11 protein-coding genes are annotated in these 12,864 nt (G+C 72.8%); 2 read left to right on the forward strand and 9 right to left on the reverse strand.

Annotation, left to right across the window (positions count from 1 at the left end; genetic code table 11):
- Positions 1-197 precede the first annotated feature (197 nt).
- Positions 198-896 (forward strand): ATP-binding protein, encoded by a 699-nt coding sequence (locus ACOZ38_RS22360; RefSeq protein WP_424533136.1) that lies wholly within the window; start codon positions 198-200, stop codon positions 894-896.
- 572 nt (positions 897-1,468) lie between these two features.
- On the opposite strand, the gene ACOZ38_RS22365 is transcribed toward ACOZ38_RS22360, so the two are convergent.
- A complete protein-coding gene (locus tag ACOZ38_RS22365) occupies positions 1,469-3,025 on the reverse strand; it encodes an FAD-dependent monooxygenase (protein ID WP_424533137.1) in 1,557 nt (518 codons plus the stop codon).
- Positions 3,026-3,112: 87 nt separating this feature from the next.
- Here ACOZ38_RS22365 and ACOZ38_RS22370 point away from each other — a divergent pair, with 87 nt between their 5' ends.
- Entirely contained in the window at positions 3,113-3,754 is a 642-nt protein-coding gene (locus ACOZ38_RS22370; protein ID WP_424533138.1) for a TetR/AcrR family transcriptional regulator, read from the forward strand.
- 141 nt (positions 3,755-3,895) lie between these two features.
- Here ACOZ38_RS22370 and ACOZ38_RS22375 read toward each other — a convergent pair whose 3' ends face one another.
- From ACOZ38_RS22375 to ACOZ38_RS22410, 8 genes are all read right to left on the reverse strand, one after another.
- Positions 3,896-5,281 (reverse strand): alkaline phosphatase family protein, encoded by a 1,386-nt coding sequence (locus ACOZ38_RS22375; protein WP_405149836.1) that lies wholly within the window; start codon positions 5,279-5,281, stop codon positions 3,896-3,898.
- On the reverse strand, positions 5,278-6,492 hold the full coding sequence (gene eboE / locus ACOZ38_RS22380; RefSeq protein ID WP_424533139.1) for a metabolite traffic protein EboE: 1,215 nt from the start codon (positions 6,490-6,492) through the stop codon (positions 5,278-5,280). The genes ACOZ38_RS22375 and eboE overlap by 4 nt, the downstream gene beginning before the upstream one ends.
- A 33-nt stretch (positions 6,493-6,525) precedes the next feature.
- Positions 6,526-7,380, reverse strand: coding sequence for a TatD family hydrolase (locus tag ACOZ38_RS22385; RefSeq protein WP_405149839.1), 855 nt, complete (start codon positions 7,378-7,380; stop codon positions 6,526-6,528).
- Between the two features lie 16 nt (positions 7,381-7,396).
- On the reverse strand, positions 7,397-8,068 hold the full coding sequence (locus tag ACOZ38_RS22390; protein WP_424533140.1) for an EboA domain-containing protein: 672 nt from the start codon (positions 8,066-8,068) through the stop codon (positions 7,397-7,399).
- A 31-nt stretch (positions 8,069-8,099) separates the two neighbouring features.
- The gene (locus tag ACOZ38_RS22395) at positions 8,100-8,951 is read right to left on the reverse strand and encodes a sugar phosphate isomerase/epimerase family protein (RefSeq protein WP_424533141.1); all 852 of its coding nucleotides are present in this window, start codon (positions 8,949-8,951) and stop codon (positions 8,100-8,102) included.
- Positions 8,948-9,841, reverse strand: a complete 894-nt coding sequence (locus ACOZ38_RS22400) for an SCO3242 family prenyltransferase (protein ID WP_405149844.1) — start codon at positions 9,839-9,841, stop codon at positions 8,948-8,950. The genes ACOZ38_RS22395 and ACOZ38_RS22400 overlap by 4 nt, the downstream gene beginning before the upstream one ends.
- Entirely contained in the window at positions 9,838-11,025 is a 1,188-nt protein-coding gene (locus tag ACOZ38_RS22405) for an inositol-3-phosphate synthase (protein WP_424533142.1), read from the reverse strand. Before ACOZ38_RS22405 ends, ACOZ38_RS22400 begins: the two co-directional genes overlap by 4 nt.
- A gap of 187 nt (positions 11,026-11,212) precedes the next feature.
- Positions 11,213-12,733: a ThuA domain-containing protein gene (locus ACOZ38_RS22410; protein ID WP_424533143.1), complete on the reverse strand. Its 1,521-nt coding sequence runs from the start codon at positions 12,731-12,733 to the stop codon at positions 11,213-11,215.
- Between the last annotated feature and the right edge of the window lie 131 nt (positions 12,734-12,864).

Raw genomic sequence — 12,864 nt, forward strand, 5'->3', positions numbered from 1 at the left:
GTGCTGATTCCCCACCCACCGACGGAAACGACCAGAAAACGACCACCCGGCGCGGTGATCCGTACGGCCGGCGGCAGGGATCATCCGGGTTCGGTGACCGGCGGGGCGAACCGCGACGCCCGTGTCAGGCCCTGCCCCTCCAGGTAACCGATGGCGTCTCCTGCTCATCACATTCATCGAGAGCGAGGAGCACACGCATGTGCCTGACCCCCCGACGCCCGGAGGACCCGGCCGGTACGCGCCCCGGACGCCCGGCGCACCCGGCCGCTACGCCCTCCCGACGCCCGGAGGACCCGGCCACGCCCTCTGGACGCCTGCCGGTCGCCGGTCGAGGAGCCACCGGCGTCGTAGAGGGATCTCCAGGAGACGCCTACGCCGATGTCAGCATGCTGGTCACGCCGCTGCACCCGGGCTCGGCCGCACGCCGCGCCCGTGCATTCGTACGCGAGGTACTCCAGAGGGAAGGCATACCCGGCGACGACATCGCGGACGCCGAGATGATCGCGGCCGAGCTCGCCGCCAACTGCGAGCGCCACGGCCGCCCGTCGTACGAAATGCGCGTCTTCATTCTGGGTGGCGTCCCCACCTGGTGCGAGGTCGTCGACAGCGACCCCGACCTTTGCTGGATCCCCGCGGTCCTCGACCGCCCCCTAGTGCAGACCGCCCTGGACCTGTTCTCGGAGAGCAACAGCACCCTCCTAACCGAGGACGGTCGCGGCCTGCTTCTCGTCCGCGAACTCTCCCAGGGACACTGCCGCGCCTACCTCACAACAACCTTCGCCACCGACGCCCCGGCCAAGGCCATCGCCTTCGCCCTCCCAAGCCGCTCGGGCACCCGCCTGACCTGCCCACCCCTCCTACACCTAGGCCGCCACCGAGCCCATCTCCGGCCTTAGGCGGTGTCCACGAACGTTCACGGGGTCGGCCGCCGCACGGCGGCGCCGAGATCGCCGTACCACGCCCCACCGCATCGGCGCCGAACACAAAGCACCGCTGTGGCGGAGATAGAAGGGCGGCGGCCGAACACGAAGCACCACCGTGGCAGGGCAAGGGAGGACGGCGCGACCAGACGCCAAGCACCACAGTGACGGAGAAAGGGAGGACGGCGGCCGAACACGAAGCACCACCGTGGCAGGGCAAGGGAGGACGGCGCGACCAGACACCAAGCACCACAGTGACGGAGAAAGGGAGGACGGCGGCCGAACACGAAGCACCACCGTGGCAGGGCAAGGGAGGACGGCGCGACCAGACACCAAGCACCACAGTGACGGAGAAAGGGAGGACGGCGGCCGAACACGAAGCACCACCGTGGCAGGGCAAGGGAGGACGGCGCGACCAGACACCAAGCACCACTGTGACTGGGAAAGAAGGGCGGCCGGACACCAAGCACCACTGTGACGGAGAAAGAAGGCGACGTGGCCGGACGCGAAGCGTCGCTGTGGCGGGGCACGGAGGACGTTGCTCGCGGTCAGGGTAGGGGGGCCAGGTGCTGGGTGACGGCGGCCGGCAGGGTGGCGCGGCAGGTGGCGGAGTCGTCGGCGGCCCAGCAGGGGTAACCGTCGGGGCGGAACAGCAGGGCGGCGGCGCCGAGGTCCTCGGTGCACTTGGCGTGGACCAGGTCGATCCGGCTGGGGAGCCGGATATCGGCTGGGATGATCCCGGCGAGGTCGAGCAGGACGGCCTGCCCGGCACCGAACAGGGCCGAGAGCCGAGTGGGCCCGGCGTCGGTGACCAGGTCGGCGTCCGGCACCCGCCGCCCGGCGACCGGGTGCCCGCCGGGCAGGTCGTAGCCGAGCGACAGGCCGGACATCAGGCCCGCGAGGTGACGGTTGGCGTCCGGCAGCCGCAGCAGGTCGACGAAGATGTCGCGCAGCGCGGCCACGTCCTCGCTCGGCCGGGGATCGGCCAGGACCCGCTGCGCCGACGTGTGGTGCAGCACCTGGGCGCCCACCGGATGCCGTTCGGTGTCGTAGGTGTCCAGCAGGCCGTCCGGCGCGCGGCCCTGGACGGTCGCGGCCAGCTTCCAGCCGAGGTTGATCGCGTCCTGCACGCCGAGGTTCAGGCCCTGGCCGCCGAGCGGCGGGTGGATGTGCGCGGCGTCCCCGGCGAACAGCACGCGGCCCGCGCGGTAGCGCTCCAACTGGCGGGTGGCGTCGGTGAAACGCGAGGAGTTGTCCACCCCGCTCAGCACGGTCTCCTCGCCGTACAGGGCCCGCAGCGCGGCGGCGATCTCCTCCTCGCCGACCGGAGTGTCGCGGGTGAGGTCCGTCTGGTCCTCGCGGCCGAAGGTGAACCTGTAGCGGTCGCCGCCGATTGGGGCCAGCATGCTCCAGTAGCCGTTCGCCTGGCGGGTGAGGCCGCTGATGTGCCCGATCCGCTCCGGCACCAGCGATGACGCGGCGGACAGCCGGATGTCGGCCAGCACCGCCAGATAGGTGCCGGGTCTGCCCGGAAACGGCAGCCCGAGCAGCTTGCGGACCGTGCTGCGGCCCCCGTCGCACCCGACCAGGTAACGCGCCCGTACCCGGAATCCGCCCGCGGTCACGGTGACACCCGCCCCGCCCGAGGTCACGGTGCAGGGCTCCCCCGGCTCCCCCGGCTCCCCCGCATTCAGGCCGTCACCGGGCTCGACCGCGGTGACCTCGGTGTCGCGGAGTATCCGCGCGCCACGGGCCACGGCGCGCTCCTCCAGCACCTCCTCGATCACCCACTGCGGGATCACGATGGGGTACGGGTGCCTGGTGCGCCATGGGGTGCAGTCCAGCGGCACCGGAAGCATCGCGAAATGCCCGCCCACCGGATCGCGCGTCGTGGCCCGGGCCCGCAACGGCTCCACCAGGCCGCGCAGCTCCAGCAGCTCGGCGGTGCGAGGCTGGATCGCGCCGCCTTTCACCTGCTCGGCGCGCCGTGGCAGCTTCTCCAGCACCAGGGTGTCGACCCCCGCCAAGGCCAGCTCGAACGCGAGCATCAGCCCGGTCGGGCCGGCGCCCGCGATGACGACTTCGGTCTCGATCTCCGTCAGCATTCTTACGCACCCCTCGTCTCGACTGAGTGCAAATGTATACCAGGTGCAGAAAGAGCCCAAGTGCAGTTCGCTGTTACCATGGCCGCCGTGAGCGACGAACCCGGACTGCGTGAGCGCAAGAAGCGGCGGACTCATGCGGCGATCTCCGAGGCGGCGATCGCGCTGTTCCTTGAGCACGGCTTCGACCAGGTCTCGGTGTCCCAGGTGGCCGAGGCGGCCGAGGTGTCGAGGCGCACCCTCTTCGCGTACTTCCCGGCCAAGGAGGACCTCGTGGTCCACCGCCTCGCCGACCACGAGACCGAGGCCGCGCGCGTGGTACGGGGCCGCCCGGCGGGCAGCACGCCGCTGGCCGCGCTGCGCGAGCACTTCCTCGACGGGCTGCGCAGGCGCGACCCGATCACCGGGCTCAACGACCACCCTGCGGTGCGCGCGCTCCTGCGCATGATCCTCAACAGCCCCGCCCTGGTCTCCCGCATGGAGCGGTTCAAGGCCACCGCCGAGCACACCCTCGCCGAGGCGTTGCGCGAGACGGCGGAGGTCCCGCGGCTCACCGCCCGGCTGGCGTCCGCCCAGCTCGTCGCGGTGCAATGGTCGCTGGCGCTCGACAACGCCGAGCGGCTGGCGTCGGGCGAGACCGCCGAGGCGCGTTACCCGGGCGCGGTGAGCGACGCCGAGCACGCGTTCTCCCTCCTGGAGAACGGCCTGGGCCACCTGCCCCCGCACCCGTGAGGCGGCCCATGCGCGTGACACCTCGCCGGCGATCGGCGGACGCGGCGGAAGAAGTCGCGGACGTCACCGGCGGGCCCGGAGCAGGAAGCGGCCCGGAAGCCACGCCGAGGCGATGGCTTCCGGGCCGGTGTTCACGACGGGCTACGCGGTGATCCCCGCCAGGCGGAGGCAGAGGGACTTCACCTCGGTGGCGGCGTACGACTCCTGGTCGAGCGGCTCACTGCACAGCAGCACCGGGGCGTCGCGGAGGTCGCTGGGCAGGCGCCCGTGGCTGCCGCGTACGGGGGCCGGGTCCAGCGGGACGACCGGCATCGTGTAGCGGAAGCCCAGGGTCTTGCGGGCGAGCGCCATCCCGGCCTTGGCCTTCACGAACGGGTCCTCGGGGTTGAGGAACAGCTCGGCGGGGTCGTAGCCGGGCTTGCGGTGGATGTCGACCAGCCGGGCGAAGTCCGGGGCCAGGTCGTCGTCCAGCCAGTAGTAGTAAGTGAACCACGACTCGGGCGTGGCGACCGCCACCAGCTCACCGGCCCTAGCGTGGTCGAGGCCGTGCGCCGCCTTGCCCGCCTCGTCCAGCACCTCGTCCACGCCCGGCAGCGCGGACAGGATGGACCGCACCTTGGCCACGTCGGCGGGGTCCTTCACGTAGATGTGGGCGAGCTGGTGGTCGGCGACGGCGAACGCGCGCGAGGTCCAGGGGTCGAGGTACTCCATCCCGGCCTGCCGGTAGACCGACAGCAGGCCCTCCTGGCGCAGGACCCGGTTGATGTCGACCGGGCGGGAGACGTCGGTGATGCCGTACTCCGACAGCACGACCGTCACCGCCCCCATGGCGTCCGCGTCGTCCAGCAGCGGCTTCAGCGCGGCGTCGATCTCGCGGGCGGCGGCCACGGCCTCCGGCCCCGACGGGCCGAACCGCTGCAGGTCGTAGTCGAGGTGGGGGATGTAGACGAGGGTCAGGTCCGGGTTCTCCCGGGCGAGCATGATCCGGGAGGCGTCCACGATCCACTGGCTGGACGCGATGCCCGCCTTGGGCCCCCAGTACGAGAACAGCGGGAAACGGCCGAGCTCCCGGGTGAGGTCCACGCGCAGCGACGGCGGGGTGGTGTAGCAGTCGGGGCCCTTGCGGCCGTCGGCGTGGTAGATGGGCCGGGGTGTCACCGTGAAGTCGGTGGCGGCGCCCATGGCGTACCACCAGCAGATGTTGGCGACGCGGTAGCCGGGGTGGACCCTGCGGGCGTCGTCCCAGATCTTGGGCCCCTCGACCAGGGCGTTGTGCTGGCGCCACAGCAGGACCTCGCCGAGGTCGCGGAAGTACCAGCCGTTGCCGACGATCCCGTGGTCGCGCGGCAGGGCACCGGTGAGCAGGGTCGACTGCACCGAGCAGGTCACGGCCGGGAGCACCGTCCCGAGCGGGGCGGGGCGGCCGAGCCGCGACAGGTTGGGCATGGATTCGAGCAGGCGGGGGGTCAGGCCGACCACGTCGATGACCACCAGCGGCCTCACGGCGCCGTTCGTTCCGATCGTCACGGGGTCTCCTCTTTCAGTCCGAGGTCGATGAGGCGGTCGCGCATCCAGGCGAGCTCCAGCGCGATCCCCTCCACCAGGGCCTCGTCGGTCTTGGGTCGTCGGTCTTCTGGCAGCGCCTGCCAGGTGTAGGTCTCCACCTCGACGTGGCGGGTCAGCGCCGAGGGCCCCGCGAGCAGCGTGCGCAGGGTCTGGTCCAGCACGCCCTGCGTCGAGGCGAGCGGCGGGGCCGGGGTGGCGTGCAGCGGGACGTGGAAGTGGACCCGCCAGGGCGCGTCGCCCGGCAGTTCCCCGCCGAGCGCCTCGCCGAGGTCGTCGGCCTGAAGCAGACCGCCGCCGGGGGCCCCGCCCGGCTCGCGGGTCTGGTGGATGAAGCGCGGCTCGGCGAAGGCCGCGAGCGCCTCCCGGGACTCCACGTCCGAGGGGTGGTCGACCTGGAGCGCGCACGACGCCTGGAGCTTCACCACCGGCAGGCCCGCCGCGGCCAGCCGCGCCACGGCCTCGCCCGGCTCCTCGAACTGCACGGCGAGGTGGCAGGCGTCCAGGCAGACGCCGAGGTAGTCGTGGTCGGCCCCGCCCAGGTGGTGCGCCGCCTGCGTCGTGTTCTCCACGACGCAGCCGGGCTCGGGCTCGAAGCCGACCCGGATCGTACGGCCCGTCGTGGCGGCCACCTCGGCGAGTCCCTCGGCGAGCCGGTCGAGCATGCGCGCCGCCGTGCCGGAACGCTCGGGCGTCCAGGGTGTGCGCCAGGCGAGCGGCAGGGTCGAGATGCTGCCCGACCGCACGTCGTCGGGTAGCAGGCCCGCGAGCACTCGGGCCAGCGCCAGCGTGTAGCCGAGCCTCGCCTCCGTGGTCCAGTCGGGGTGGTAGACGCGCAGCTTGGGCGACCCCGGCACGGCCGACCCGGCGTCGCTCTCGCCCTCGTAGTCGTGGAATCCCTGGTAGGGGAACCCGTTGAGGGTGACGACCTCCAGCCCGTGCCCGGCGAGCGCCTCCCGCAGCCGTACGGCCTCACCGGGCTCGGCGGTCAGCGCGTCGCAGACCGGCCGCGACAGCCACAGCCCGAGCCCGAGCCTCGGCACGCCGAGCCTCTCGCGCACCGGCCCCGCGTAGCGGCGGAGCTGGTCGAGCACTCCGGCCACGTCCTCGGCGGGATGGACGTTGGTGCAGTAGGCCACGTGGACCACCGAACCGTCCGGATGCCGGAACCTCATGACGAAGCCCCCCTCGCGTGATCGGCCGCGCGCCTAGTCACGGGGCGCCCCGCGGAGGATGCTGTTGCCCGCGTACTCCTGGCCGGCGGTCACGTCCGTGAGGTCCAGGCGGCCGCTCTGGCCGTAGAAGGCGACGGGGTTGTCCCACAGGAGGGCCTCCGCCTCGGCCTCCGCGAACCCGGCGCCGAGCATGGCGTCGGCCACGGCCCGGGTCTTCAGCGGATCGCTGCGGCCCCAGTCGGCGGCCGAGTTGACCAGCGCCCGCTCCGGGCCGTACTCCTTGAGGATCGCGACCATCCTGGCCTCGTCCATCTTGGTGTCGGGGTAGACGGAGAAGCCCATCCAGCAGCCGCTCTCCTTCACCATGCCGACCGTCATCTCGTTGAGGTGGTCGACCAGCACCCGCTCGGGCGGCAGGCCGGACTCGCGGACGACGTCGAGCGTGCGCCTGGTGCCGGAGGCCTTGTCGCGGTGCGGGGTGTGGACGAGCACCGGGAGGTCGTGCTCGATGGCCAGGGCGAGCTGCCGGGCCAGGGCCTCGTCCTCGGCCGGGGTGATGTCGTCGTAGCCGATCTCGCCGACCGCGACGACGCGGTCCTTGGCGAGGTAGCGCGGGAGCAGGTCGAGCACCGGCCGCAGGCGCGGGTCGTTGGCCTCCTTGGGGTTCAGCGCGATCGTGCAGTGGTGGACGATGCCGAACTGCGCGGCGCGGTAGGGCTCCCAGCCGAGGAGCCCGTCGAAGTAGTCGGCGAACGTGTCGGGCGACGTGCGCGGCTGGCCCAGCCAGAAGGCCGGCTCGACCACGGCGCGCACCCCGGCCGCGTACATGCGCTCGTAGTCGTCGGTCGTGCGTGAGGTCATATGGATGTGCGGGTCGAAAATTCGCATGGTGGTTCCTCTTCGATCAGGCTGAAGCGTGCGGGTGGCCTTCGGCGAGCAGGGCGCGGACCTTGGTCAGCACGGCCGGGTGGCGTTCCACCAGCGGCCACACGTCCGGGGGCACCTCGCGCCCGGCCATCAGGCGCTCCTGCGCGTAGTCGGCCAGCATCCTGGCCAGCTCCTCGTCCGCCCGCCGGTCGAGCCCGGCGACGGCGCTGAGCGGCACCCCGATGAACACGCACTTCAGCACGGCCTGCCTGTAGGAGTGATCGGGCAGGTGCTCCGCCGCGTAGAGGCCGAGGGCGGCCGCCACGAGCCGGGCGTCGTTGGTGCGCAGCGCGTCCCGCACGATCGGCAGCCCCGCGTCGCCGAGCGCCCGCCCGGCGGCGAGCGCGGGCAGCGCCTTGAGCACGGCGAGCCGCTCGGCGGCGTCCCCGTGGGCGTACAGCTCGAACAGGGTGCGCCCGAGCGGTGCCCCTGTCGAGGGCAGCGCGAGCAGCAGCTCGGCCCGCACCGCCTGGTCGACCGTCCAGCCGGGCTCGCCGGGGATCGGGCCCCGGCCGCAGGCCCGCCCGGCCGCGGGGAACAGCGCGGCGAGCGCCGCCTCGTCCTCGCGGACGCGTTCCGTGGACGCCTTCAGCCAGCGGGCGCCCGCCTCACCCAGGTCAGGCCCGGGTACGTATGACGTGGTCATCATGGTCTCCCACCTCTCACGGCTCGGCTTTCCTTCACTGCGCCGCTCCCAGGCCGGGTGGCTCCAGCTCGCGCAGGAAGCGCAGGGAATGCGCGGCGACCAGGGGCGCGGCGTGGCTGTGCCGCGGCAGCTCCACGCTCACCAGGCCCCGGTACCCGGTCTCGTCCAGCGCGGCGAGGACCGGCGGAAAGTCGATCTCCCCCTCGCCGAACTCCAGGTGCTCGTGCACGCCGCGCCGCATGTCCTCGATCTGCACGTTGACCAGGTGCGGCCCCGCCCTGCGCACGCAGTCGGGCACCGGGTCGGGCTCAAGGCAGCGGCAGTGGCCGATGTCCAGGGTCAGGCCGAGCCGTTCGGGTCTTCCCGCCAGCTCGTGCAGGCGCTCGAACCCGGCGATGGTGTCGACGAGCATGCCGGGCTCCGGTTCGAAGCCGAGCGTGACGTCGCGGGCGCCCGCCTCGCCCAGCACGGCCGCGACCCCGGCGACCAGGTTGCGCCAGGCCTCCTCCTCGCCCACCTCGGGAGGGCGGATCCCACTCCAGAAGGAGACGGCCTCCGCGCCGAGGTCGGCGCCGATGCGCACGGCGCGCAGCAGCAGGTCGACGCGGGCCGCCGCCGCCTCCGGGGGGTGGAGCAGCGTCGGATGGTGCTTGCGGAGCGGGTCGATGACGTAGCGCCCGCCCGTCTCGATCACCACGGACAGGTCGAGGTCGCGCAGCCGCTTGGCGACCCGGTCCACCTGGTGGCCGATGTCGGCCGCGTAGGGGTCCAGGTGCCCGGCGTCCAGGGTCAGCGCGACGCCGTCGTATCCCATGTCGGCCAGCACGACGAGAGCCTCGTCCAGGCGGTGGTTGCTGAAGCCGTTGGTGCCGTAGCCGAATCTCACGTCGGGGAGACCTTTCTCGACAGCTTCCTGGCCAGGGGGTGGGCCGCCGCGAGCGCGACGGCCGTGGCGAGCCCCCCGCGTCCGGCGGTGAGCGCGGCCTGCAGGGGCAGCAACCCGAGGATGCTCTGGCCCACGGCCGCCCGGGTGCGTCCCGCGTCGGGGTGGCGGGCGGCGTCGAGCTGCGCCCGGCCCACCAGCCCCGCGTACGCCGCCGTGAGCCCGAACCCGGCCAGCTTGCGCAATGCGAGCGCGCCCGGTCGCACGGGGGCGACGGCGGATGCGGTGACGGTGGAGACGTGGACGGCCGCGAGGCCGGTGGCGACGGCCGTCGCGGTGAGGGCGGTGGCGGACCTGGCCTTCGATCCTCCCCCGACCTCGCCCCGGCTCAGCGCGGTGACGCCGTAGGTGTGCGCGGCCACGGCGCCCGCCGCGAGCATGCGCGCCTTCCCCTCTCCGGGAGAGGCGCCCGACGTGCCTCCGAGGACCACGTCCAGCCCGCGCGCGGCGGCCATCGCCAGCGGGCCGGCGGCCGTGTCCTTCAGGGCGAGGTCGTAGGCCCACACGACGGCGGCCAGCCCGGTGGCGACGCCGAGGGCTCCGCGCCCGCCGGTCCTGGCGGCGGCCACCAGGCCCAGCGCGGTCAGCCCTGCGGCGAGGCCGAGCGCCTGGCCCGGCCGCACGCGCCCCGACGGGATCGGCCGCTCGGGCCGTTCGACGGCGTCCAGGTCGCGGTCGGCGTAGTCGTTCAGCGCCATGCCCGCCCAGTACAGGCAGACCGACGACAGCGCGAGGCCCGGCCTGACCGACCCTCCGGCGGAGACGTCGCCGGGCACGGTGAGCGCGGCGGGGGCCCGGACAAGTTCGGCCAGCGTCGCGAGGTCGACGGTCACGCGAGTCCCCCCGCGAAGGCGCGGAGCAGCTCGTACTGGCTCTGGAGGCGGTGCTCGTCCAGGGCGATGGGGTCCTTGAAGAAGAAGCCCAGCTCCTTGACGGCCCCCGAGCGGCCGCGCTCGTGCGCACGGGCCATCAGCCTGGCGAGGTCCAGCACCAGGGGCGCGGCGAGCGCCGAGTCGCAGCCCTGCCAGGTGAACTGCAGCGTCATCCGCACGCCGAGGAAGCCCTCGAAGGTGATGTGGTCCCAGGCGGTCTTCCAGTCGCCGAGGTGCGGCACGTGGTCGATGTGGGTCTGGCCCTCGACCTGGTGGCCGAGTATGCCGGGCAGCGCCCGGTCCTTGGAGATCCGCTTGCTCTCCCCGGCGGCGGGGTCGGCCAGGGTGGCGCCGTCACCCCCGCCGAGCAGGTTCGTCCCCGACCACGACCGCACGGCGAGAGCGCGGTCGGCGAACATCGGGGCCAGCGCCGTCTTGACCAGGGTCTCCCCCGTCTTGGCGTCACGGCCGGCGTACGGGACGCCCTGCGCGCGGGCCAGCTCGTCCAGCGCGGGGAGTGAGACGCCGGTGGAGGGGGTGAAGTCGATGTACGCGCAACCCGCGCTGAGCGCGGCGAAGGCGTACAGCGAGCTGGGCGGCAGCACGTTCCCCGGGAGTTCCAGGGCGCTGGTCAGCGCCGCGAGGCTCTGGTGCGCCGGGTGCGGCCGGGCGGGCGGCTCGGTGGAGGCGACGTGGATCACGACCACCCGGGCGAGGTCCCGGCGCTCGCGGAAGTCACTGATGTCGCGGACGAGCCTGCGAGCGATGGCGGCCTGGGTCTCCTCCCCGGCCTCCTCGCCGATCTCCGTGCCCGCCATGGAGCCGTGCCGCTCTCCGGCGGCGATGCCGGGCCGGACCTCCGCGTCCGCCGCCTCGAGGTCCTGGCGTACGAGCTCGGCGAGCGGCGGGGGGATGACCCCGGCGCGGCTGAGCTCCTCGGCCCTCTTGGGCAGCGGCGTGCTCGCGATGTCGTGGCCGCCGAAGACCAGCCGGTCCAGCGGCGGCAGTCCCGCCGCCGCGAAGTCGGGCCCCTCTGTCACGCATCCGATGGGCGCCGCGAGCCCGGACCGTAACGCCGCCGCCCCGGTGACGACCGTGGTGGCCACCGATCCCCGTGCCCCGACCAGCCAGACTCCGACGTCCATCAGCTTCTCCTTCTTCTCACGAGCCGGCCGCCGACTGGCCGGCCTCTTGCGGTGGAGCAGAGAGGGTCTCCGCCCCGGCTCCCATCGCCGGGACGCCCGTGGGACCCGGACATCCGTATGTCCGGAACACCACCGATGCCCGGAACACCCAAATGAGGGCGTTCCGGGCAGAAATCACCTCTACGTTCTACTTGGTGATCGTGAAGGTGTCCACGTCGAACAGGGATCCCCCGTTACCGGTGAAGACCAGGAACACCGGTCCCGACGCCGAACCGCTCAGCGTCGTGGACACGTTCTGGAAGGTGTCGAAGCTGCCGGTCGACGGAACCGTGACCGTGCCCAGCAGCGTGCCCGTCTGCGAGCCCGAGCGGACCTGGATCGCCCCGCCCGCGCCGCCCGAGGAAATACGGGCCGTGAACCCGGTCGCCCCCGCCGTGCTCACCGACGCGTACCCGGCCCAGTCGCCGTTGTCGATGTAGCCGACCGTCTTGCCGCCGCTGGCGCCCGCGTGGTTCGCGATCTGCACGCCCGACTGCGAGGTGTACGACTCGCCCTCCACCGGGGTGGGGGCGGTGGTCTTGGTCAGCGAGAAGGTGTCCACGTCGAACAGCGAGCCGGCGCCGCCAGTGAAGGTCAGGAACAGCGGCCCCGTCCCCGCACCGTTCAGCGTCGTCGTCACGTTCTGGAAGTTCTCCCAGCCGCCGGTCGAGGGAACGTTCACCGAGCCGAGCACGGGCCCGGTCTGCGAGCCCGAGCGGATCTGGATCGTGCCGCCCGGCCCGCCCGAGGAGATGCGGGCCGTGAACCCGGTCGCCCCGGCCGTGCTCACCGACGCGTACCCGGCCCAGTCGCCGTTGTCGATGAAGCCGAGCGTGTTACCGCCGCTCGCGCCCGCGTGGCCCGCCACCTGCACGCCCGACTGCGACGTGAACGACTCCGCCTCGATCGTGCCGCCCGGAGGGGGACCGGTCGGCGGGGCGCAGTTGGCCGTGACCATGCCCGCCGTGTACCTGATGCCGCCGAGCAGCAGCGCCCGGTAGGCCGGGTCCGCGTAGGACTCGATCGTGTGCCCGAGACCGGTGTAGAACGACCGGCCGGACGCCTGCGGGTGACACCAGGTGATCGGATGATCCCCGCTCATCTCGCCGCCGGTGTAGCTGCCCTCGTCCAGGCTCTGCAGCACGTGGACGGTCGACCGGGGGTTGGTGCGGTAGTTGTACCACTCGTCGGTCCGCGACCACGTGGCCGCGAGGCCCGAGGTGGCGGGGTGCGTGCGGTCCTCGTTCTTGACCGTCGCCTGCTGGATCGCCGGGTGGCTCTTGAACCAGGCGCCGACCAGCTGGCCGTAGTACGGCCAGTCGTACTCGGTGTCGGCGGCGGCGTGGATGCCGACGTAGCCGCCGCCACCGTTGACGTACGAGGTGAAGGCCGTCTGCTGGGCGTCGTTGAGCACGTCGCCGGTCGTGCTGAGGAAGACGACCGTCTTGAACTGCGCGAGGTTGGCCGTGGTGAAGGCCGTGGCGTCCTCGGTGGCGGTGACGGTGAAGTTGTTCGCGGTGCCGAGGTCGCGGATCGTCTGGATTCCGGTGGGGATGGAGTCGTGCCGGAACCCGGCGGTCTTGGAGAAGACCAGCACCTTGTAGGCGGGGTCCGCCGCGTGGGCGGCAGTGGGCGCGAACTGGGTGACGATCAGGGTGGCGGCGATCACTGCCAGACCACCCCGTAGGGCGCGGAGCATGGCTGTCCTTTCGTCTACGGATCGCCCGGCGCGAGGTGACCCCCGCGCCGGGCTCGCCGATCCGGGCGGCGCGGGCCCCTTCGGGGAGCCCGCGCCGTTCC

It is taken from the genome of Sphaerisporangium viridialbum (genome assembly GCF_049674955.1).
Taxonomy (GTDB): Bacteria; Actinomycetota; Actinomycetes; order Streptosporangiales; family Streptosporangiaceae; genus Sphaerisporangium; species Sphaerisporangium viridialbum.

Bases quoted from the DNA above. Each gene is read 5' to 3' on its own strand.
- ACOZ38_RS22405 (WP_424533142.1), bottom strand. From the start codon at position 11,025: ATGGACGTCGGAGTCTGGCTGGTCGGGGCACGGGGATCGGTGGCCACC.
- ACOZ38_RS22365 (WP_424533137.1), bottom strand. From the start codon at position 3,025: ATGCTGACGGAGATCGAGACCGAAGTCGTCATCGCGGGCGCCGGCCCG.
- eboE (WP_424533139.1), bottom strand. From the start codon at position 6,492: ATGAGGTTCCGGCATCCGGACGGTTCGGTGGTCCACGTGGCCTACTGC.
- ACOZ38_RS22385 (WP_405149839.1), bottom strand. From the start codon at position 7,380: ATGCGAATTTTCGACCCGCACATCCATATGACCTCACGCACGACCGAC.
- ACOZ38_RS22390 (WP_424533140.1), bottom strand. From the start codon at position 8,068: ATGATGACCACGTCATACGTACCCGGGCCTGACCTGGGTGAGGCGGGC.
- ACOZ38_RS22360 (WP_424533136.1), top strand. From the start codon at position 198: ATGTGCCTGACCCCCCGACGCCCGGAGGACCCGGCCGGTACGCGCCCC.